This window comes from Flavobacterium kochi, from assembly GCF_048286715.1.
Taxonomy (GTDB): domain Bacteria; phylum Bacteroidota; class Bacteroidia; order Flavobacteriales; family Flavobacteriaceae; genus Flavobacterium.
The window spans coordinates 129,656-150,003 of the sequence record NZ_JBLVPW010000008.1 but is presented as its reverse complement, the minus strand read 5'-3'; the positions used below and the strand labels follow the sequence as shown (position 1 = coordinate 150,003).

The window sequence follows — 20,348 nt, the reverse complement described above, 5'->3', positions numbered from 1 at the left end:
GATGCTTATACAAATTCTTTACTTTTTTATTTTTATTGTTGTTGTTCAAATTTCTTATTATCTTGGTGTTTTTGGGAAATTTGCTTTTGCCAAAGCGCAAAAGGTAACGCCCAAAAGAATTCCAATATCGGTTATTGTCTGTGCCAAAAACGAAGAAGAGAATGTAACGAATTATATCCCGTTACTTGCCGAACAAAACTATCCTGATTTTGAAATCGTCTTGATTGACGATGCCTCAAGTGACAACACTTTGGCTATTTTTGAAGAATTTGAAAAGCAATATCCAAATGTACGCCTGGTAAAAGTGAAGAACAACGAAGCTTTTTGGGGCAACAAAAAATACGCCTTGACTTTAGGAATAAAAGCAGCCAAAAAAGAATATTTATTATTCACTGATGCCGATTGTTACCCAACGTCAAAAGACTGGATCCTTGCCATGACTTCTCAGTTTACGATGCAAAAGACAATAGTTTTAGGTTATGGTAAATATGAAAAAATCCCGAATTCATTTCTGAATAAAATAATTCGTTTCGAAACGTTACTTACGGCAATTCAATATTTTTCCTGGGCAAAAATAGGACATCCTTATATGGGTGTGGGCCGAAATTTAGCCTACAAAAAAGAAACTTTTTTTAATGTAAATGGTTATATAGAGCACATGCAAATTCGTTCAGGCGATGATGATTTATTTGTCAATCAAGCAGCGAATGCCAGAAATACGACAATTGCTTACACCTCGGAAACGTTCACCTTTTCTAAACCAAAAACAACATTTAAAGATTGGTTTACCCAAAAAAGAAGACACGTGGCAACAGCAAATTATTACAAACCGTTAGATAAATTACAATTAGGGGCTTTTTATTGTTCGCAACTGCTGTTTATTTTATTGCCCATTATGCTATTATCTTTTCAATTTCAATGGATATTAGTTTTGAGTTTAATTGCAGTCCGATATCTTGTCGCCTGGACTGTTGTTGGATTTTCTGCAGGAAAATTAAAAGAAAATGACATTAAATTCTGGTTTCCTCTAGTTGAGATAGTACTTATATTCACACAAATCAATATCTTTATAACGAATATATTCTCAAAACCGGTACATTGGAAATAAACAAACAAATAGAAAAAGCAAAACAAGGCGATCAGGCTGCCTTTACGTTTCTATTGGATTATTATTGGAATGAAGTGTATGGTTTTATGCTCAAGCGTACTGAAAATGAAACCAATGCCGAAGATATCACCATCGAAACGTTCTCCAAAGCTTTTGATAAAATAGCAACTTACAACACCGAATTTCAGTTTAATACATGGCTCATCGCCATTGCAAAAAACGTTCACATCGATTTATTACGAAAAAAGAAATCGAGCCTTTTTGTCGAAATTACTGAAGACGAAGACCAACAAGCGTACAACATTGCCGACACTACTCCATCAGCGGAAGATGAATTGATTACGGAACAAAATCTTTCGCAATTATTACAATTCATCAAAGAATTAAAACCGCATTACCAGGAAGTTATCCAATTGCGTTATTTTCAGGAAATGAGTTACCAGGAAATAGCCAATAAAATTCATGAACCGCTGAGCAACGTTAAAATTAAATTGCTTCGCGCTAAAAAACTTCTGGCGGAAATCATTCAGAATAAAAGGTAGTTTTTTTATTATTCGCTGATTTAGCTGTGCGTGGCTCTGCGCTTAGGCCACCATTTCAACGAATAAATAATTAAAATGAAAAATAATTACTCTTTTTGATACTAAATTTCTTGTTATTTACGTTGTTAAAATAAAACAACAACTGCTTATGATTTAACTGCTACCTAACCTTTAAATCCATAAATTATGTCAAAATTAAGCATTTACGAGACCAGTTGGATTGACCTTGTTTTTCAATACAGAAACAAAGAATACGGAGCGTATCAGTTGCGCAGGGAAAGTGGCAAAACTTCAATAATGGCACTTTTCATGGGAATATTACTTTTAACTTCTGCTTTGAGTATCCCTGTGATTTTGAATTATTTTAATCCTGAAATCGGGATAACACTACCTGAATTTACAAATACCACAGTCAACGTAACTGACATTATACCCAATCAGCTTCGCGAAATAGAAAGACCAGCGCTTCCAGTAGTAAAAACACAAAATACTGAAGCACCGGTTCAAAGCGAACAACTGGTCAATCCTGAAATCGTGCAGGCACAACTGGCAAACCAAAACATAGCAAAAAATACTGATAACACAACGGTTGCAATCACCAGTACTGAAGGAACTGCCACTGCCGGTACAAACCCATCTCCTGCCACTGGAACAGGGACGGAAACAACAGGTTCTATTGATCCCGGAAATACAATTGTGGCCAGTGCAACGCTGGACAAACTGCCTGAATTTCCCGGAGGAATCAATAAGTTCTATACGTATGTAGGAAATAATTTTGAGAAACCGGATGTCGACAGCGGCAGCACTATGAAAGTTTATGTGTCTTTTGTAATAGAAAAAGACGGAAGCATGACTGATATTCAGGTAAAAAGAGACCCTGGTTATGGTCTGGGAAAAGAAGCTGTCAGAGTATTGAAATCCTTGAAAACAAAATGGTCACCGGGAATGATTGGCTCAAAACCGGTCCGAACCGCCTATAATCTTCCCATCACTGTACAGATGAATTAGTTTTAATATAACAAAGCAGCATCGTCTGATGCTGCTTTGTTTATCCAATTAAAAAATAAAAATCAGAATATATTACTTCTTTTTTTTTTCCTTCATTCATTCCTGCCAAAATCGAAAAGGCTTTAAAAAATAATTGAACTTTGAACTCCTAAATCCGAATTCCAAAATCTTATTTCTTAAAGCAACTTTCCTTATCTTTGTCCTCTGAAAATTGATATATGGAAACTGTTTTAGAAAATACTTTACCGATAGGAAAACCAAAATGGCTGAAGGTAAAACTCCCAATTGGCCAAAAATATACAGAGTTGCGCGGCTTGGTGGACAAATATAGTCTGAACACCATTTGCACTTCGGGAAGTTGCCCAAACATGGGTGAATGCTGGGGCGAAGGAACGGCTACCTTTATGATTTTAGGAAATGTATGTACCCGTTCTTGTGGTTTTTGTGGTGTAAAAACCGGAAGACCAGAAACTGTGGATTGGGACGAACCTGAAAAAGTGGCCCGTTCAATCAAAATAATGAACATCAAACACGCTGTCATTACCAGCGTTGACCGAGATGATTTGAAAGACGGCGGCTCGATCATTTGGATAGAAACCATAAAAGCTATTCGAAGAATGAACCCAAACACAACACTGGAAACATTGATTCCTGATTTTCAAGGTATCGAAAGAAATATTGACCGAATCGTGGAAGCCAATCCTGAAGTAGTTTCACATAATGTAGAAACCGTTCGCAGGCTGACTCGCGAAGTACGTATTCAGGCTAAATATGACAGAAGTCTTGAAGTATTGCGTTACTTGAAAGAAAAAGGAATCAATAGAACAAAGTCTGGAATCATGCTTGGTCTTGGCGAAAAAGAAGAAGAGGTTTTTCAAACGATGCGCGATTTACGTGATGCTAATGTTGATGTTGTAACGATAGGCCAATACTTGCAACCCAGTAAAAAACACTTACCGGTAAAAGAGTTTATAACACCGGATCAATTTGCAATATATGAGAAATTTGGATTAGAATTAGGCTTTCGTCATGTTGAAAGCGGACCGTTAGTTCGTTCTTCGTACAAGGCGCAAAAACATATTTTATAATAAACATTTCAGGTTTAAAGTAGATTAACTTTAAACTTTAACAACAAAGTAATCTTGAAAATAAGAATTGCCATTAATGGTTTTGGAAGAATTGGACGAAATTTATTTCGTTTACTTTTAAACCATCCTACTATTGAAGTCGTTGCCATAAATGATATTGCTGATACAAAAACGATGGCACATTTACTGAAATACGACAGTATTCACGGTGTTTTGCCATTTCCAGTACGTACTGATGAAAAAGGTTTTTATATTGATGAAAAACCTTTTTTGTTCTTTCACGAAAAAAGGATTTCAAATCTTGACTGGAAAAGTTTAGACATCGATTACGTTATCGAGTCTACTGGAAAGTACCACACTTTTGAAGATATAAATGCCCATATTTTGGCTGGTGCCAAAAAAGTAATTCTTTCTGCTCCTTCAGAAGTGGACACAATAAAAACGGTCGTTCTGGGAGTAAACGAAACGATTCTTGATGGTACTGAAACCATTATATCTAACGCCAGCTGCACAACGAATAATGCAGCACCAATGATGAAAGTCATTGACGAACTTTGCGGCATTGAGCAAGCCTATATCACCACTATCCACTCCTATACTACGGATCAAAGTCTACACGATCAACCCCATAAGGACTTACGCAGAGCACGTGGGGCAAGCCAATCAATTGTTCCAACAACAACTGGTGCGGCTAAGGCATTAACAAAAATTTTCACTAACTTGCAAGGGAAAATTGGCGGATGCGGCATTAGAGTCCCGGTTCCGGACGGTTCTTTGACGGATATAACATTCAATGTGAAACGTGCAGTCACTATAAACGAAATAAATGCTGCTTTTAAAATTGCAGCACAAACCAACTTAAAAGGGGTACTCGATTATACAGAAGATCCCATTGTTTCTGTAGACATTATCGGAAACAGAAACTCTTGTCTTTTTGACGCACAGCTCACCTCAGTAATTGACAAAATGGTAAAGGTGGTCGGTTGGTATGATAATGAAATAGGATATTCGTCCAGAATTATTGATTTAATTCTTTTGATAGAAAGTAAAAAAAATTAATAAATAAAAAATTTAGTTATAAATGAAATACCTTTTCATTTTTATCTTTTTTTTAAATTCGGTTCTGTATTCTCAAACCAATGAGAAAACAGACAGCATTTCGTATTACGGTAATTTAAGCAAAGCCAATATCTTAGATAACAAGTACAAAAATGCCCTTTTTTACACACAAAAAGCGATAAGCTATTCTAAGGATATTCGTAATACCCTGGCACAAACCAATCAAACCTACCTCTTAGGTAAAATTTATTATGATCTAAAAAAATACAATGATGCCATTGAGACCTTTCATAAAAGCATTACATTATATAAAAACTTACACCCAACAGCGGTATACGCCTATTCCTATTATTATCTTGGTGTATGCTATATCGCAAAAGCAAATTTTGCTGATGCGAAAATTTGTTTTGACCAGAGTCAATCCATATTTGACGAATTAAAAATCACAGATGCAGCCGAAATAATAGCGCTTCAAAGAGGAATTATAAGCAAATCAAAAGGAAAGTCAGATGCAGCATCAACCATTTTTAAAACTATTATTGCTAAGCCTGACAGTCCTCAAATAATAGGTTCTAAAGCAGAAGCATTGTATCAGATAGGAACTATTGAAGCTGCAAAAAACAGGTTTAACCTCGCTTTGAATTATCTAAATAAAGCATTGGTGCTGAATGAAAAAACTGAAAATCCAGAACAAAAATCAAATATTTTACTTGCATTAAGTGCTGTTTATGAAAAAATGCTGGATAAAAACAATGCGTATTCTTATTTGAAACAACATCTCAATCTCAAAGAAAGCATCTCTATTTTAAATAACGAAAGGCTGGGAATTGATGATTATGATAAATTTAAAGAATCCGAACGTTTAAGGGAACTGGTGCAACTGGACAGTGAGAACAAGCAGCAGGAAAAAACCAGTAAATTTTCGAAATTGATCAGTATTCTGGCGATTGCCTTAATTTCTATTTTATCGTTATTAAGTTTGTCCCTGTATAAAAACAACATCATTAGAACGCAGTCCAATCTAATGTTGAAAGAAAAAAACAAAGAGTTGGAAATCGCAAAGGAGAAAGCAGAAAGAGCTTCTAATGCCAGATCTGAATTTTTATCAACCGTGAGCCATGAACTCCGGACGCCATTGAATGCCATCAATGGGATAGCCCATTTATTATTGGAGGAAAAGCCAAAAAAATCCCAAATGAACTATTTGTCTTCCTTAAAATTTTCTGGAGATTATCTGACAAAATTTATAAATGAAATTCTGGAAATCAATAAAATTGATTCGAATAAGGTTGAAATAGAATACATCAACTTTAATCTTAAACAATTATTGGAAGACATACAAAACTCCTTAAAAGAATTAGCAATAGTTAACAACAACAAATTCAAACTCCAAATTGATTCCTCTATTCCGGACTATTTGATTGGTGATCCTACAAAATTATCTCAGATAATAATGAATCTGATTAACAATGCACTTAAATTCACAAAAAATGGCACCGTTAGCGTAATTGCAAAACTTCATTCTTTGGAACCTGAAAAAGCAACTTTATATTTTGAAGTAATTGATACCGGAATCGGAATTCCTTCCGACAAATTGCAAAGTGTTTTTGACAGTTTTTCTCAGGGTTCAATAGAAGTAAATCGTAAATATGGCGGTACTGGTTTAGGATTGACAATTGTCAAAAAACTAATCAAAATTCTTGGAGGACAAATAAATCTAAAAAGTACCCTAGGAAAAGGCTCTTCCTTTTCGTTCGAATTGCAATTTAAACTCGGTTCGCAAGTAGTGAACGTGGAAGAAAAGCCAAAAACATATGATGATTCTTTGTTAAAAAACAAAAAAATACTTTTAGTGGAAGACAATAAAATCAATCAAATGATTACGGACAAAATGCTCCGCAACAAAGGAATATTTTGCGAAATAATTGACAATGGTGAAGAGGCTATAGAAATAGTGAAAAAGAACAAATTTGATTTGATTCTTATGGACGTCCATTTACCGGGGATCAACGGAACTGTTGCCACAGAAGAAATTAGAAAATTTGATACAAAAACACCTATAATTGCGCTTACTGCTATCTCATTGGATGAAAATCGGGAAATGCTTTTATCCTTTGGTATGAATGATGTTGTCACAAAACCGTTCATACCAGAAGAATTCTATTCCATAATTGCTAAAAACGTATAGCAATTACTAATAATTCAAAATCAATTCTTTGATCAGGCTTCTTACTTTAGGTTCTGCATTTTTAGCAGCTTGTAAAACTTCTTCATGAGAAATAGCTCCTATACTTTTTTCATCTCCCATATCAGTAATGACGGAAATTCCGAAGGTTTCCAAATCCATATGACGCGCTACAATCACCTCAGGAACTGTAGACATCCCTACGCAGTCTGCACCGAGAATTTTCACCATTCTATATTCCGCTAAAGTTTCAAAAGTAGGCCCCTGCAAACCCAGATAAATGCCCTCGTGGACGGCAATACCTAACTCTTTTGCTAATTCCTGAGCTTTAGCGATCATCTTTCTGGAATAGGGCTCACTCATGTTTACAAAACGAGGTCCAAAGCGTTCGTCATTTTCACCCCGTAAAGGATGCTCCGGCGTCATATTGATATGATCCTTAATCATGACAATAGCACCTACTTTATACGTTGGATTTACGCCACCGGATGCATTGGAAACAATTAATTTTTCAACACCTAAAAATTTCATCACGCGAACGGGGAAAGTCACCTCTTTCATCGAATAACCTTCATAGAAATGAAAGCGGCCTTGCATAGCAACTACTTTTTTAGTTCCTATTGTCCCAAAAACCAATGCCCCTTTATGACCTTTAACAGTCGATATGGGGAAATTTGGAATTTCGTTGTAAGGCAATGTAAATTCGACTTTCATTTCGTCAGTAAAACTTCCTAAACCCGATCCTAAAATCACACCATATTCAGGCGTAAAATAGATTCTTTCTTTAATAAAGCTAACGGTTTGCTGTACTTCTTTCCACATAATTTAAAATGGTTTTGTCAAAATTTTCACCTCCTGAAACAAAAGAGCTTTTTATGGGCAGATAAAAAAGTTGATCCATTGGCAAACTTCCTTTTAACCGTACATAATCTTTTTCAGTAGTGATAACAATGCTGTTCTGTGCTAAATTTTTAATTTCTAAAATATCTTTATCCGTAAAATTATGATGGTCCGAAAAAGACAGACAGGTATCATTTATGTTCTTCAAATGGGTGAAAAACGCTTCAGGCTTCGCAATTCCTGCGACCAGTACTTTATCAAGAGATTTGATTTCAGTTACTTTTATCTTTTTATTTTCAGAATAAATACAGTCATCATACGCAATATAAGTAAAATACAATTCCTGATTGGAACCCTTCAATTTGTTTCTAATCTCCTTTTGCGCCTCAGGTGAAAGATCCAAAGGACATTTTGTAACGATAATTATATTCGCTCTTTTAGCACCACTGCTGCTTTCTCGTAAATTACCTGTTGGAAGCATACAATCCTCCGAATACAAATCACCATAAGAAGTCAGTAAAATATAAAAACCTGCTTTTACTTTTCGGTGTTGAAAAGCGTCATCAAGCAAAATAACTGCTGGCTTTTCTTGTAGTGCAAGCAATTGTTCAATCCCGTTTTTTCTATCCCCATCAACCGCGACCTGGATCGTTGGAAATTTTTGATAAAACTGAAAAGGCTCGTCTCCCAAAGTGGCAGCAGTTGCAGTCACACCCGCCAAAATAAACCCTTCCGATTGTCTTTTATATCCACGGCTCAACGTGGCAATTTTATACTTATCCGAAAGCAACCGAATCAAATATTCAATTTGTGGTGTTTTTCCGGTTCCGCCAACGCTAAGATTTCCAACAGCAATAATGGGTAAATCAAAAGAATAGGATTTTAAAATGCCTTTATCGAAAAGAAAATTTCGAATACTCGTTATCAGACCATATAAAATGGCGAACGGAAACAGTATTTTTCGCAGTAAAATCATTTTACGAAAGTAGAATAAATTATCTTTGATTTATAATTTTGTTTCTTCTCTTTACTATTTAAAGTTGATAAACATTGCATTTTTAGACCTTAGACTTTAAACTAAAAAATCATGAAAATCAAAGAAATCATTTCCGTGCTTGAAGAAATGGCGCCACTTGCCTACGCTGAAGATTTTGACAATGTGGGTTTATTGGTTGGAGATCAGGAATCAGAAGCGACAGGTGTTCTGGTATGCCATGATGCTTTAGAAAATATAATTGATGAAGCAATTGCAAAAAAATGCAATCTGGTAGTTTGTTTTCATCCGATACTATTTTCCGGACTGAAAAAAATTACAGGTAAAAACTATGTGGAGCGAGCCATTATAAAAGCCATAAAAAATGACATTGCCATTTATGCCGTTCATACCGCCTTAGACAATCATCAAGAAGGTGTAAATAAAATATTTTGTGATGCCTTGGGATTGATAAAGACAAAAATCCTGGTTCCGAAACAAAATTTTATCCGCAAATTAATAACCTATACAATTCCTGAAAACGCAGAAGAAGTCCGAAATGCACTATTTGATGCCGGCGCGGGAACAATAGGAAACTATGAAAATTGCAGTTTTAATTCGAAAGGAATCGGAACCTATATGGGGAACGAACACAGTAATCCTCAAGTTGGCGAACGATTCGAATTTGTACAGGGTGATGAAATCAAAATCGAAGTCACTTTCGAAAAACATTTAGAAAATAAAATCCTAAAAGCATTATTCAGAAGCCATGCGTATGAAGAAGTTGCTTATGAAATTTATGCGTTGCAAAACCAACATCAAAACATTGGTCTGGGCATGATTGGAGAACTGAAAAATCCGATGAAAGAAAAAGATTTTCTTCTTTTTGCAAAAGAAAAAATGCAAAGTGACGGGATTCGGCATTCTAACTTTACAGGTGCAACTATAAAAAAAGTAGCTGTTCTTGGCGGAGCCGGAAGTTTTGCGATAAAAAATGCGATTCAGGCCGGGGCTGATGCTTTTCTGACTGCCGATTTGAAGTACCATCAGTTTTATGAAGCTGAAAACCAGCTACTTTTAGCCGATATTGGACATTTTGAAAGCGAACGCTATACAAAAAATTATATTGTTGACTATCTTCGGAAAAAAATCCTTAATTTTGCAGTTATTTTATCAGAAGAAAATTCAAATCCAGTTAAGTACTTATAGAATATGGCGAATACGAAAGAATTAAGTGTTGAGGACAAGTTAAGAGCAATTTACGATTTACAACTAATTGACTCAAGAATTGACGAAATCAGAAATGTGAGAGGTGAACTTCCTCTTGAAGTAGAGGATTTAGAAGATGAAGTTGCAGGTTTAAGCACCCGTTCAGAAAAATTGAAAAGTGAACTTGAAGTTATCGAAGATCTTATCAAGGTAAAAAAGAATGCAATTGATGAGCACAAAGAGGCTATCAAAAAATATACTAAGCAACAAGAAACTGTTCGTAATAACAGAGAATTTAATTCGTTGACTAAAGAGGTTGAATTTCAGGAATTGGAAATTCAATTGTCTGAAAAACAAATTAAAGAAATGAAAGCTTCTATCGAACATAAGAAAGAAGTAATCGCAAATTCAAAAGAAAGATTAGAAGCAAAATCTAACCACTTGAAACACAAAAAATCAGAGTTAGATGCTATTATGTCTGAAACTGCTAAAGAAGAAGCCTTTTTATCTGAGAAATCAGCTGAATACCAAGCTTTAATTGAAGAGCGATTATTGAAAGCTTATACCAGAATCAGAACAAGCGTTCGTAATGGATTAGCTGTTGTTTCTATTGAAAGAGGCGCATCTGCAGGATCATTCTTTACGATTCCACCACAAACACAAGTGGAAATCGCTTCAAGAAAGAAAATTATTACTGATGAACATTCAGGGAGAATATTAGTCGACAGCGCACTAGCTGACGAAGAAAAAGAGAAAATGGAACAATTATTTTCTAAATTCTAATTACATTTAAGCCTCCTAATCGGAGGCTTTTTTATTATGAAGAAATTGACGTTTTTTATATTCACTAAATCCATTGGATTATACATTAACTTCTTGAGTTTTGTATTACCCAAAAAAGCATCGCAGCTGGCGTATGCCTTTTTTAGTGAACCCAGAGAAGGCAGATTGTCAAAAACCAATCTTCCTGAAATTTTACAGGAAGCGCAATCCGAAACGTTTCAAAAGGGAGAACATTCTTTCCAAACCTATACCTGGAAAGGAAATGACACCATTATTCTTTTGGTTCACGGATGGGAAAGCAACGCTTCTCGGTGGGAAAACATCCTGCCCTATCTAAAAAAATCAGGAAGCACCATTATTGCCATCGATGGTCCGGCTCACGGATTATCCAGCGGAAAAGAATTTAGCATCCCAAAATATGCTGAATTCATTCATATTGCTGTCCAAAAATTCAGGCCTCAATACCTGGTAGGTCATTCCATAGGTGGAAAAACCTGTTTGTACTATCAATCGGTATACCAAAATGATTTACTTAAAAAAATGGTGATTTTGGGAGCACCAAGTGATTTCAAAATTATTCTTCACAATTACATTGCCCTGTTGAGTCTGAATTCTAAAATTTCTAAAGCTTTAGAAGATCATTATTTGAATAATTTTAAACTTAGTCTGGAACAGTTTTCCGGCAAAATTTTTGCTTCCAAATTAAACATCAAAGGATTAATTGCCCATGATATCGACGACACTGTAGTTTTATTCGAAGAAGGCAAAAAAATTGCGAGTGCATGGAAAAATGCCGTTTTCATCGAAACCAAAGGTTTAGGTCATAGCATGCATGATGACGCTTTATATGAAAAAGTCACCCATTTTTTATTTGAAACCGACTAATTAAAATGAAGTGGCAGTTCAATCTCTTACTGACTTCTTATTTTTCAAATAAAAAAACAAGCCTACAAACGATTAAACAATTAAGCACTACTTTTGTATCATGGAAGAAAATCTAAAACGCCTCAATAAATTCATAGGAGAAACGGGCTATTGCTCCCGCCGTGAAGCCGATAAGATTATTGAAGAAGGCCGTGTCACCATCAATGGAGTCGTTCCGGAATTGGGAACAAAAGTTTCCCCTGATGACGAAGTGCGCATTGACGGTAAATTAATCCGCGAGAAAAACGAAAAACCCGTTTATCTTGCTTTCTATAAACCGGTAGGAATTGAATGCACAACCAACTTGGACGTTCGCAACAACATTGTGGATTACATCAATTATCCCAAACGTATTTTCCCTATTGGAAGATTGGACAAAGCCAGCGAAGGTTTAATTTTTATGACTAATGACGGTGATATCGTAAATAAAATATTACGGGCCCGAAACAATCACGAAAAAGAATATACGGTAACGGTAAACAAACCCATTACGGATCGTTTCATCGAAAGAATGGGCAACGGAGTTCCTATTTTGGACACTATTACCCGAAAATGTAAAGTAGAACAAATCAGTAAATTCACATTCAAAATTATCCTTACTCAGGGACTGAATCGCCAAATTCGTAGAATGTGCGAATATTTAGGATATGAAGTCACCGCTTTGAAACGCATCCGAATCATCAATATTTCGCTGGACATACCTGTGGGACGTTACCGTGATCTGACCGATGCCGAAATCAAAGAATTGAATGAACTTATTGAACCTTCCAGTAAAACCGAAGAAGCGAGCTTACCTAAGGCGGAACCTGCCAAAAGAAGAACCGAATTCATCAAAAGAGACGATCCCAGATTTAAGAAAAGAGGGGACTATTAAGAATAAAAAATCCCATTTTGAATGGGATTTTGCTTTTATTTCCTGCTTATAAACTCATAATACAACGCTTTTGACAATACGCTTTTAGATTGCTGATCACTAATCTCGTTCTCTCTTGAAAGCTCCACGTCTCCTCCATTTAATTGCTTTAGCAAAAAATAGTCTCTCCGGTTTTCATCATTAAAGTTCAATTGACATAAAAATTTGGATTCTACCCCTTTATTAACAGAGATATTGTAACTCGTGATAATATTCCCCCAATTAATAAAACTGCACAAAAGCACTGTCCCATAAAAATACCAAATCATTTGATTGAAAAGATAAGCATTTGTTTTTTGCTTATAAATTTTCCAAAAAGTAATGGACAAACCAACAATTGCCAACAACAGGAAAGCAAAAACACCTAATCTTTTATAGGTCAAACCAAATGCAGCAACATATTCAACGTTTTTGATTATTGTACTGCAAATTAATACTCCGTTCAATACGATCCAGATTTTGGACAATAATTTGAGGTTACCCGCCTTCTTGTCAAAATTAAATCCGCTTTTAAAAAAAAATAGCATCACGCCAACAGCCATTACTATTGAAAAAATAACAGCATTCACTCTTTCGTGTGTTGCTGCGCTCAAAGACACTGCGGCCTGCTTCTCAAAAAACTGCTCATAATTATAGGTACCAATAAAAATTAAAATCATACAATTTAAAAGTACCAACGTAATTTCACCGCTCTTTCTTTCAAAATCAAGATCAAGAAATGGAAAAGTTTGTTGCTGCGCCGTTCTTCTGTCACTGCTAAAATCATTGTCTAATTTTGAATTAAAATCATAACAATATTCAGGTGTCCAATAATTCCAGTAACTGAAGGAAATATAAAAACCCAACAGTCCAATTAAAAATAGTTGCGGTACATCTACTGCTAAACTGGAAAACAGTCCAGAAAAATGATCACTGCCAAAAGAATAAACAATAAAAAACACCGTAAGAAACAACGACGGTAGTACAAAATAAGCAATTAGTTTTTTGACGAGCTGATGCTCTGTTTTTCTTTCAGGAAGCCACTGACTAAAATGAAAGATTCTGACAATTGAAGCAAACTGATTGACAACTATAAGTGGAACGGATTGTATCATCTTGAGTTTTGGATCCCGCGTTTTGAATTGCAAAAAAATCAAAGAGAAAGCCAAGGCCACAAAAGAAATAAAATCACCATACCACGCAAAAGCTGCGCAAGAGAATACGCTGGCCAGTATCAAAATCAATTTCGTTTTATCTAAAAACCGGTCTATAGATAAATAACAAATGAATCCCGTTAAAACAAGTCCAAAAACAGACAGGTTAATACCGACAGATTCGCCGTAAAAAAGCAAGGTAAAAATCAAGCTACAGACTACAATTAAATGGTGTTTTTTCATAATAAAAAATTTAAAAGTACTTTGCATTTCAAAGTATCAGGTTAAAAAAAGGTGTTATTTCGATTTGATTAATTTTTCAAGACAATTCAAGTGGGAAACAAAAGCGGCTCTACCCCTATTGGTCACTCGGTACGACGTTTTCGGTTTTTTACCGACAAACTCTTTTTTCACTTCTATGTATTCCGACTTTTCCAATGCCGAAGAATGACTGGCTAAATTACCATCAGTAATATTCAATAACGATTTCATTTCGGTAAAATCAATCCAGTCATTAACCATCAGAACAGACATGATCCCCAGTCTGACTCGGCTTTCAAAATCTTTATTCAATTTATCAATGATTCCCATTTCTATTTATATTTTCTGAACATAATTAATCCGTACAGAATATGTAAAACTCCAAATCCCATAGCCCAAAAAACAAGTCCATATCCAAGATAAAAAAGGGAAACACATCCTAAAATAATTTCACACACACCCAAATATTTAATATCTGAAAAAGTATATTTCTCAGCATTAACGAGTGCTAAACCATAAAACAATAAAGTTGTCGGAGCAATCAGAGCAAATAACTGGTGGTATAAAAGTGCAAGGCAAAACACCCCTCCAACCAGTAAAGTAATTGCTAAATTAACTACCATTTTTTTAGTGGTAGTAGTCCACACCGGTAAATCAAACTTTCTACTTTTTCTCAAAGTAAAAAAAACAGCAAATACCAATGCTAAAAACAAAATTAACAAAGCAATGCCAGTTAATTCCATTATTAAATCATAACTATACCTCTTTTGCTCACCGTCAAAATATTCAATCCCATTCCGTTTAAACAACAGATAGGCATAAATTGACCCTGCTAATGCAAACACCCCGGCAAATACCCCTGAAAGGCCACTTAATGAAATAAATCTTGAAGAGCGCTCCATCATGGAACGAATATGTAATAAATCTTCTTGATGTTTCTGATCCATAGTTAAAGTACTTTGTGATACAAAGTTATATTTTATTAATCAGATAAAAAAGTACAATCCCATTTTATTTGTATAAAACAGCGAATTTTCCTGCACCACTGAAGCCAGTTTGTCAAAAGCAGCACTGAATTCACCGAAAGAGACGATACCAGGTCTCAACGCGCTTTACATGGCGATACACGCTAATTTTAAATTCGGGATACAATTACTTAACCTTTTGTTTGAAGTATTTTAATATGTTTTTTTAAGGGACACCCTAAGTTTGCAGAAAAAATAATCTTGAAATTTTCCTTCAACAATTTCCGTTACTTCAGAACACAAATATTTTTATCCTTTTCATCAATGGTTTTTTTGATCGTTGTTTGGTTTATGTTTTATCTGTATATCGATCGTAAAGTGGATCATCTCAATAACTTCAATTACAAATCGTACCGAATTTCGCAAGACTTTACCGGTAATATAAGAAATTTTCAAACTTTTTTATTGTTTGGCTATAGGGAAAAAGACTTTTACATTAAACACAATCAGAAAGACCTTAAATTATACATAGACCACTTAAAAAACCAAAGAAAAGAAATAGATCTAATTTTCAAAGAATCGAAAGCGTTGAACATTGGAACCAATCAATCAATGATTACGCTGTCAAAAGAAATGGATCATCTTTATGATATTGTAAATCAATTTAAAAAGACAGCTTTACTTCGAGGGTTTAAAGACTATGGAATTGAAGGTAAAATGAGAGACAAAGCTCATTTCTTAGAAAAATATTCGTCGTTAAACAAAATTACTTTACTTCAATTTCGCAGACATGAAAAAGACTATTTGTTACGTTCCGACGATTCTTCCATTAAAAAATTTGAGAATTTGTATCATGCTACTTTAACAGCAAAAAATATTGATTCGGCAACCAGACAGGTTCTTATAGAATATAAAATCAATTTTGATGCTTTGGTGCAATTGAGTTCCAAATTAGGAATTTCTCAAAATCAGGGTTTATATGGACAGATAAATCAAATCAATGGGTTTATTGAAAATTCATTTGTTCAGATTATTCATCGTAATGAAAAAAGAGTAAATGAATTAAAAGAAATCTTATTCTATTTCCAATTATGCCAAACGCTGCTCATGGCGCTTATTGCTTTACTGTTATGCATCTATATCTCTAAATATTTCACGAAAGATATCCAACTGCTTTCGTTAGATATTTCAAATTACATAAAGTCCAATTTCAAAGAGCCTATATCCAACTTAAATCATAAATCATCGATCAGAGAAGTTGATTTCTTATTAAAAAGTTACGGAATATTAAAAGAAAAGCTATCTGAAAACATTATTTTCTTAGAAAAGAAAACCGAGCAGGCAAACAAAATAGCAACATTCAAAACACAATTTCTTGCCAATATGAGTCATGAAATCCGCTCACCGCTCAATGGCGTGATCGGAATGCTAAACATGCTTAAAACAAGCGCATTGAATAGCGAACAAACCGAATACATAGAGATAGCAGAACATAGTGCAGATCACCTTTTGGGTATTGTAAATATGATTTTAGATCATTCAAAAATGGAAGCGGGCAAAATGAAGATCGAACAATATCCAATACACCTTAAAAAAGAACTCACTAAACTGATGCGATTATTTGAATATCGGATACAGGATAAAAACATAAAACTGCATTTTATTTATGATGACAGCATCTCCAATAACGTACTTGGTGATAATTTAAGACTACAACAAGTATTGATTAACCTTATTGACAATGCCATTAAGTTTACCAGTCATGGTGATGTTAAACTGGAGGTCAATTTATCAAATCGAATCGATGATTTGCAGTATTTGAATTTTAAAATCATGGATTCCGGTATTGGTATTGACGCGGATAAAACAGAACAGTTGCTTTTAGCGTTTGAACAAGCCGATTTGACAACCACAAGAAAATACGGCGGTACAGGATTGGGTTTAACAATCTCGAACCAATTAGTACAACTAATGGGAGGCAGTAAATTAAACATTATAGCGTTAGAAGGTGGCGGGTCGAGTTTTAGTTTTGACATACCATTCAAAATCAATGTGAATCTAATTTCAATTAAAGACAGCAATGAAACACAGTCCAGTACTATAAAAGATATAATTATTAATAAAGCATTAATCGTTGAAGATAATCTGATCAATCAAAAAGTATTGAAGAAACTTCTGAACAAACTAAATATCCCCTCAGATATTGCAGTTAATGGAAAAGAAGCGGTGTCATTTTATAATGAAAACGATTATGACATCATTTTTATGGATTTACACATGCCTGAAATGGATGGGTTTGAAGCAACAGAAAAAATACATTCCTCTGCAAAATACCAAACTAACACCATACCAATTGTTGCTGTAACAGCCAGTGCATTTGATGAAGACAAGGTAAAAGCCATTGCTAACGGTATGGATGATTTTATAACAAAACCCGTAGTTTTAAAAAACCTGGAAGAAATAATAGCCAAACAAATGCATTTGAAATCTTTTCAATATAAAAAGTGTTCTACCGATTGCAAAGTGTAAAAAATGGCTCTATTAGCTGTCTCCTATAGTGGTAGAATCTATTAATCCCAAATAGCATGCAACTTTGCGCTGCTCAACTCTTTGATTTTGAACACAGTTTACATCTGAGTGTATCACAAAAGAAAGCACATCCTATTTTTCGTTACTACAATGAACTAAAAAAAATTAGGTAACTATATATAATTTTACACCAACCAAATTTGTTTTAGTGTAGTTTACTTCTTATATTTGTTTTGTAATTAAATCACAAGACAATGATTAATCAAGATTTTAACTCAATTTTAGACTTAATTAAAGCATTTCCAAATGAGCAAACCTGTATTAGCCATTTGGAAACTTTGCGTTGGAATGGCAACGTAATTAGTCCTTTTGACACTTCGTCAAAGGTTTATGTTTGTAAAGGGAATAAATACAAATGTAAAAATACTGGAAAGTATTTTAACGTTAAAACCAATACGTTATTTGACAATACTAAAATGGAATTGCAAAAATGGTTTCTTTCTATTTGGATTGTTACTTCTCGCAAAAAAGGAATTTCATCTTTACAATTAGGTCGTGATTTGAATATTACTCAAAAGTCAGCTTGGTTTATGCTACAACGTATTAGAAAATGTTTTGGTATTGAAAATAACAATGAATTAGGCAACGAAGTAGAAGCAGACGAAACTTATGTAGGCGGTAAAAATAAAAATCGTCATAACAATAAAAAAGCAATAGCTTCACAAGGTAGAAGCGCAAAAGACAAAACTCCAGTAGTAGGAATGGTTGAGCGTAATAGCTAATTAAACGCTAATGTTGTAGAAAATGTTGGCTCGGTTACTTTAACTAGTGAAATCGTTGCAAACGTAAAAGAAAGCGCATCTTTATATACTGACGAATGGTTAGGTTATAAAGGTGTTTCAAGAATTTACGACCATTCAATTGTAAAACACAATCAAGGTAAATATGTAAACGGCAGAATCCATACTAATACAATTGAGGGGTTTTGGAGTTTATTAAAAAGAGGTATATTTGGCACCTATCATTTTACATCTAAAAACCATTTGCAAATGTACGTTGACGAATTTGTTTTTAGACAACACTAGAAAATCACCGAAGCAATGCGTTTTAACTTGTTGCTTTCAAACTCAAATAATCGTTTAACTTATAAAATGTTAATTAATGCGTAATTTAGAAAAAGACACAAATTTTATGTTTTATTCTTCTAGCGAAGGCAATACAAGTATACAAGTTGTTTTGGATGAAGAGAATCAAACAGTTTGGCTGTCTCAAAATAGCATGGCAGAAATTTTTGACACTACTAAGCAAAACGTTAGTTATCACTTAAATAACATATATGTTGAAGGCGAATTAAACAAGTTTGCAACTGTCAAAGAAATCTTGACAGTTCAATCAGAAGGTTCAAGAAACGTTCAAAGAAATATAGAGTTTTACAATCTAGACGCCATAATATCAGTTGGTTACAGAGTAAACTCTCAAAAGGCTACCTTATTTAGGATATGGGCAACATCAATCTTAAAAGAATATTTAACAAAAGGTTTTGCGCTAGATGATGATCGATTAAAACAAGGGAAAAATTTATTTGGTAAAGATTATTTTGATGAATTATTAGAGCGCATAAGAGAGATACGCGCAAGTGAAAGAAGATTTTATCAAAAAATAACTGACTTATACGCTACAGCCGTAGATTATGATTCCAAAGCTCAAATAACTAGTACTTTTTTTGCTACTGTTCAAAACAAATTGGAATTTGCAATAACTCATCATACCGCTCCTGAAATAATAAAACTTAGGGCTAACTCTAAAACTCCCAATATGGGATTAACTACATGGAAAAATTCTAAAAGTGGAGGTAAAATATTGAAAACAGATGTAGGAGTTGCTAAAAACTACCTTACAGAAGAAGAAATATCAGAACTAAATAGAATAGTGACTATGTACCTTGATTATGCTGAAAATCAAGCAAAAAAGGGCAAAAAAATGACAATGAAAGAATGGTCTGAAAAGTTAGATGCGTTTCTAGAATTTAATGATTACGACATATTAAAAAATTCGGGGAAAATTCGTGCTGATGTAGCTAAAGAATTTGCAGAAAAAGAATATGATACGTTTAGAATTGTTCAAGATTTAGAATATAAATCAGATTTCGATAAAGTAATAGAGAATATTAAGTCCTCTGGAAACCTACCTAAAGAAAAAGAGTTGATTAGGATAAATCCTTTATCTATAAGTTCCATATCTAAATTGAAGAGAATACAAGAGAAAGATGATTTATCTGAATTTAACAAAAAACTAAAACAAGGATTAAATTACAATCCAAAAGAAAATGAATAAAAAAATCCCGAATTCGGGATTTTATCGTTTTTTATTAGTGTATTTGTTTTTAATTTTGGGTATGTTTTTAACTGGAATTAAACCGTAATTTGGATTTGCAACATAATCTGGGTATTCCGGGGCAAAGTGAATAATCTATTTCATGTTCTGACGGAACCCTAAAAGACATACATGTTTTTCCGTTATGATTAGTTATGGAAAAATTACCTAAACAGATAATATCCATTCCTATTAACGCCTCACAACCACCACTTAGTCCATCTACTTCGGTTACTGTTATACCTTGGATTATAACGCCATTTAGCAAACCTATATCAACAGTAAAAGTATTTTGTTTTACTTGTTCCATTAGCAGTATTTACTCGCGCAAACCCTGTGGGTATTAAACCTAATACCTTGGATAACCATTACAAATCCGCGCCCATATAAAAATATACTAACTACCTAGCAACTCAGTACAAATCCATAAATAAAAAAGGCCCTAGTGTAATCAT

The 20,348-nt window shown here is 34.2% G+C and carries 18 protein-coding genes and 1 pseudogene; 13 read left to right on the top strand and 6 right to left on the bottom strand.

Going from position 1 to position 20,348, the window contains the following annotated elements:
• The first annotated feature begins 1 nt into the window (after window position 1).
• The 6 genes from ACNQGH_RS09365 (at window position 2) to ACNQGH_RS09340 (ending at window position 6,993) form a co-directional block, all read left to right on the top strand.
• A complete protein-coding gene (locus ACNQGH_RS09365; protein ID WP_417955732.1) occupies window positions 2-1,108 on the top strand; it encodes a glycosyltransferase in 1,107 nt (368 codons plus the stop codon).
• The gene (locus ACNQGH_RS09360; RefSeq protein ID WP_417955731.1) at window positions 1,099-1,650 is read left to right on the top strand and encodes an RNA polymerase sigma factor; all 552 of its coding nucleotides are present in this window, start codon (window positions 1,099-1,101) and stop codon (window positions 1,648-1,650) included. The genes ACNQGH_RS09365 and ACNQGH_RS09360 overlap by 10 nt, the downstream gene beginning before the upstream one ends.
• A 186-nt stretch (window positions 1,651-1,836) precedes the next feature.
• Window positions 1,837-2,658, top strand: a complete 822-nt coding sequence (locus ACNQGH_RS09355; RefSeq protein ID WP_417955730.1) for an energy transducer TonB — start codon at window positions 1,837-1,839, stop codon at window positions 2,656-2,658.
• Window positions 2,659-2,876: 218 nt separating this feature from the next.
• Window positions 2,877-3,746, top strand: coding sequence for a lipoyl synthase (gene lipA / locus ACNQGH_RS09350; protein WP_417955729.1), 870 nt, complete (start codon window positions 2,877-2,879; stop codon window positions 3,744-3,746).
• Window positions 3,747-3,800: 54 nt separating this feature from the next.
• Complete coding sequence (gene gap, locus ACNQGH_RS09345; RefSeq protein WP_417955728.1) at window positions 3,801-4,805, top strand: type I glyceraldehyde-3-phosphate dehydrogenase; 1,005 nt, start codon at window positions 3,801-3,803, stop codon at window positions 4,803-4,805.
• A gap of 22 nt (window positions 4,806-4,827) precedes the next feature.
• Window positions 4,828-6,993: a tetratricopeptide repeat-containing hybrid sensor histidine kinase/response regulator gene (locus ACNQGH_RS09340; protein ID WP_417955727.1), complete on the top strand. Its 2,166-nt coding sequence runs from the start codon at window positions 4,828-4,830 to the stop codon at window positions 6,991-6,993.
• A 6-nt stretch (window positions 6,994-6,999) separates the two neighbouring features.
• On the opposite strand, the gene ACNQGH_RS09335 is transcribed toward ACNQGH_RS09340, so the two are convergent.
• Together ACNQGH_RS09335 and lpxK are read right to left on the bottom strand one after the other, a co-directional pair.
• Window positions 7,000-7,812 carry a purine-nucleoside phosphorylase gene (locus ACNQGH_RS09335; protein WP_417955726.1) on the bottom strand — a complete coding sequence of 271 codons (813 nt, stop codon included), beginning with the start codon at window positions 7,810-7,812 and terminating at the stop codon, window positions 7,000-7,002.
• Entirely contained in the window at window positions 7,784-8,806 is a 1,023-nt protein-coding gene (gene lpxK, locus ACNQGH_RS09330; RefSeq protein WP_417955725.1) for a tetraacyldisaccharide 4'-kinase, read from the bottom strand. The genes ACNQGH_RS09335 and lpxK overlap by 29 nt, the downstream gene beginning before the upstream one ends.
• Window positions 8,807-8,917: 111 nt before the next feature.
• On the opposite strand from lpxK, the gene ACNQGH_RS09325 reads away from it, so the two are divergent.
• The 4 genes from ACNQGH_RS09325 (at window position 8,918) to rluF (ending at window position 12,593) form a co-directional block, all read left to right on the top strand.
• Window positions 8,918-10,012 (top strand): Nif3-like dinuclear metal center hexameric protein, encoded by a 1,095-nt coding sequence (locus ACNQGH_RS09325; protein ID WP_417955724.1) that lies wholly within the window; start codon window positions 8,918-8,920, stop codon window positions 10,010-10,012.
• 3 nt (window positions 10,013-10,015) lie between these two features.
• Window positions 10,016-10,795 (top strand): zinc ribbon domain-containing protein, encoded by a 780-nt coding sequence (locus tag ACNQGH_RS09320; protein WP_417955723.1) that lies wholly within the window; start codon window positions 10,016-10,018, stop codon window positions 10,793-10,795.
• A 36-nt stretch (window positions 10,796-10,831) separates the two neighbouring features.
• Window positions 10,832-11,680 (top strand): alpha/beta fold hydrolase, encoded by an 849-nt coding sequence (locus ACNQGH_RS09315; RefSeq protein ID WP_417955722.1) that lies wholly within the window; start codon window positions 10,832-10,834, stop codon window positions 11,678-11,680.
• Window positions 11,681-11,780: 100 nt separating this feature from the next.
• Window positions 11,781-12,593, top strand: coding sequence for a 23S rRNA pseudouridine(2604) synthase RluF (gene rluF, locus ACNQGH_RS09310; protein ID WP_417955721.1), 813 nt, complete (start codon window positions 11,781-11,783; stop codon window positions 12,591-12,593).
• A gap of 35 nt (window positions 12,594-12,628) precedes the next feature.
• Here rluF and ACNQGH_RS09305 read toward each other — a convergent pair whose 3' ends face one another.
• From ACNQGH_RS09305 to ACNQGH_RS09295, 3 genes are read right to left on the bottom strand one after another with little or no spacing between them, the layout of a single operon-like run.
• Window positions 12,629-14,008, bottom strand: a complete 1,380-nt coding sequence (locus ACNQGH_RS09305; protein ID WP_417955720.1) for a DUF4153 domain-containing protein — start codon at window positions 14,006-14,008, stop codon at window positions 12,629-12,631.
• Between the two features lie 54 nt (window positions 14,009-14,062).
• On the bottom strand, window positions 14,063-14,356 hold the full coding sequence (locus tag ACNQGH_RS09300; RefSeq protein WP_417955718.1) for a winged helix-turn-helix domain-containing protein: 294 nt from the start codon (window positions 14,354-14,356) through the stop codon (window positions 14,063-14,065).
• 2 nt (window positions 14,357-14,358) lie between these two features.
• Complete coding sequence (locus ACNQGH_RS09295) at window positions 14,359-14,973, bottom strand: hypothetical protein (RefSeq protein ID WP_417955717.1); 615 nt, start codon at window positions 14,971-14,973, stop codon at window positions 14,359-14,361.
• 369 nt (window positions 14,974-15,342) lie between these two features.
• Here ACNQGH_RS09295 and ACNQGH_RS09290 point away from each other — a divergent pair, with 369 nt between their 5' ends.
• The 3 genes and pseudogenes from ACNQGH_RS09290 to ACNQGH_RS09280 all read left to right on the top strand — a co-directional run bounded on the left by ACNQGH_RS09290 (window position 15,343) and on the right by ACNQGH_RS09280 (window position 19,854).
• A complete protein-coding gene (locus ACNQGH_RS09290) occupies window positions 15,343-17,520 on the top strand; it encodes a response regulator (protein WP_417955716.1) in 2,178 nt (725 codons plus the stop codon).
• A 254-nt stretch (window positions 17,521-17,774) separates the two neighbouring features.
• Window positions 17,775-18,689: pseudogene (locus ACNQGH_RS09285) on the top strand (IS1595 family transposase).
• Window positions 18,682-19,854: a virulence RhuM family protein gene (locus tag ACNQGH_RS09280; RefSeq protein ID WP_417955715.1), complete on the top strand. Its 1,173-nt coding sequence runs from the start codon at window positions 18,682-18,684 to the stop codon at window positions 19,852-19,854. The pseudogene ACNQGH_RS09285 and the gene ACNQGH_RS09280 overlap by 8 nt, the downstream one beginning before the upstream one ends.
• A 67-nt stretch (window positions 19,855-19,921) precedes the next feature.
• On the opposite strand, the gene ACNQGH_RS09275 is transcribed toward ACNQGH_RS09280, so the two are convergent.
• Window positions 19,922-20,203, bottom strand: coding sequence for a hypothetical protein (locus ACNQGH_RS09275; protein ID WP_417955714.1), 282 nt, complete (start codon window positions 20,201-20,203; stop codon window positions 19,922-19,924).
• Window positions 20,204-20,348: the final 145 nt, after the last annotated feature.

Excerpts from the sequence above, each read along its gene's own strand:
- ACNQGH_RS09305 (WP_417955720.1), bottom strand. The coding sequence starts at position 14,008 with ATGAAAAAACACCATTTAATTGTAGTCTGTAGCTTGATTTTTACCTTG.
- ACNQGH_RS09280 (WP_417955715.1), top strand. The coding sequence starts at position 18,682 with ATGCGTAATTTAGAAAAAGACACAAATTTTATGTTTTATTCTTCTAGC.
- ACNQGH_RS09335 (WP_417955726.1), bottom strand. The coding sequence starts at position 7,812 with ATGTGGAAAGAAGTACAGCAAACCGTTAGCTTTATTAAAGAAAGAATC.
- lpxK (WP_417955725.1), bottom strand. The coding sequence starts at position 8,806 with ATGATTTTACTGCGAAAAATACTGTTTCCGTTCGCCATTTTATATGGT.
- lipA (WP_417955729.1), top strand. The coding sequence starts at position 2,877 with ATGGAAACTGTTTTAGAAAATACTTTACCGATAGGAAAACCAAAATGG.
- ACNQGH_RS09365 (WP_417955732.1), top strand. The coding sequence starts at position 2 with ATGCTTATACAAATTCTTTACTTTTTTATTTTTATTGTTGTTGTTCAA.
- rluF (WP_417955721.1), top strand. The coding sequence starts at position 11,781 with ATGGAAGAAAATCTAAAACGCCTCAATAAATTCATAGGAGAAACGGGC.
- ACNQGH_RS09275 (WP_417955714.1), bottom strand. The coding sequence starts at position 20,203 with ATGGAACAAGTAAAACAAAATACTTTTACTGTTGATATAGGTTTGCTA.
- ACNQGH_RS09320 (WP_417955723.1), top strand. The coding sequence starts at position 10,016 with ATGGCGAATACGAAAGAATTAAGTGTTGAGGACAAGTTAAGAGCAATT.
- ACNQGH_RS09355 (WP_417955730.1), top strand. The coding sequence starts at position 1,837 with ATGTCAAAATTAAGCATTTACGAGACCAGTTGGATTGACCTTGTTTTT.
- ACNQGH_RS09315 (WP_417955722.1), top strand. The coding sequence starts at position 10,832 with ATGAAGAAATTGACGTTTTTTATATTCACTAAATCCATTGGATTATAC.
- ACNQGH_RS09300 (WP_417955718.1), bottom strand. The coding sequence starts at position 14,356 with ATGGGAATCATTGATAAATTGAATAAAGATTTTGAAAGCCGAGTCAGA.
- ACNQGH_RS09325 (WP_417955724.1), top strand. The coding sequence starts at position 8,918 with ATGAAAATCAAAGAAATCATTTCCGTGCTTGAAGAAATGGCGCCACTT.
- ACNQGH_RS09340 (WP_417955727.1), top strand. The coding sequence starts at position 4,828 with ATGAAATACCTTTTCATTTTTATCTTTTTTTTAAATTCGGTTCTGTAT.
- ACNQGH_RS09295 (WP_417955717.1), bottom strand. The coding sequence starts at position 14,973 with ATGGATCAGAAACATCAAGAAGATTTATTACATATTCGTTCCATGATG.
- ACNQGH_RS09290 (WP_417955716.1), top strand. The coding sequence starts at position 15,343 with ATGTTTTATCTGTATATCGATCGTAAAGTGGATCATCTCAATAACTTC.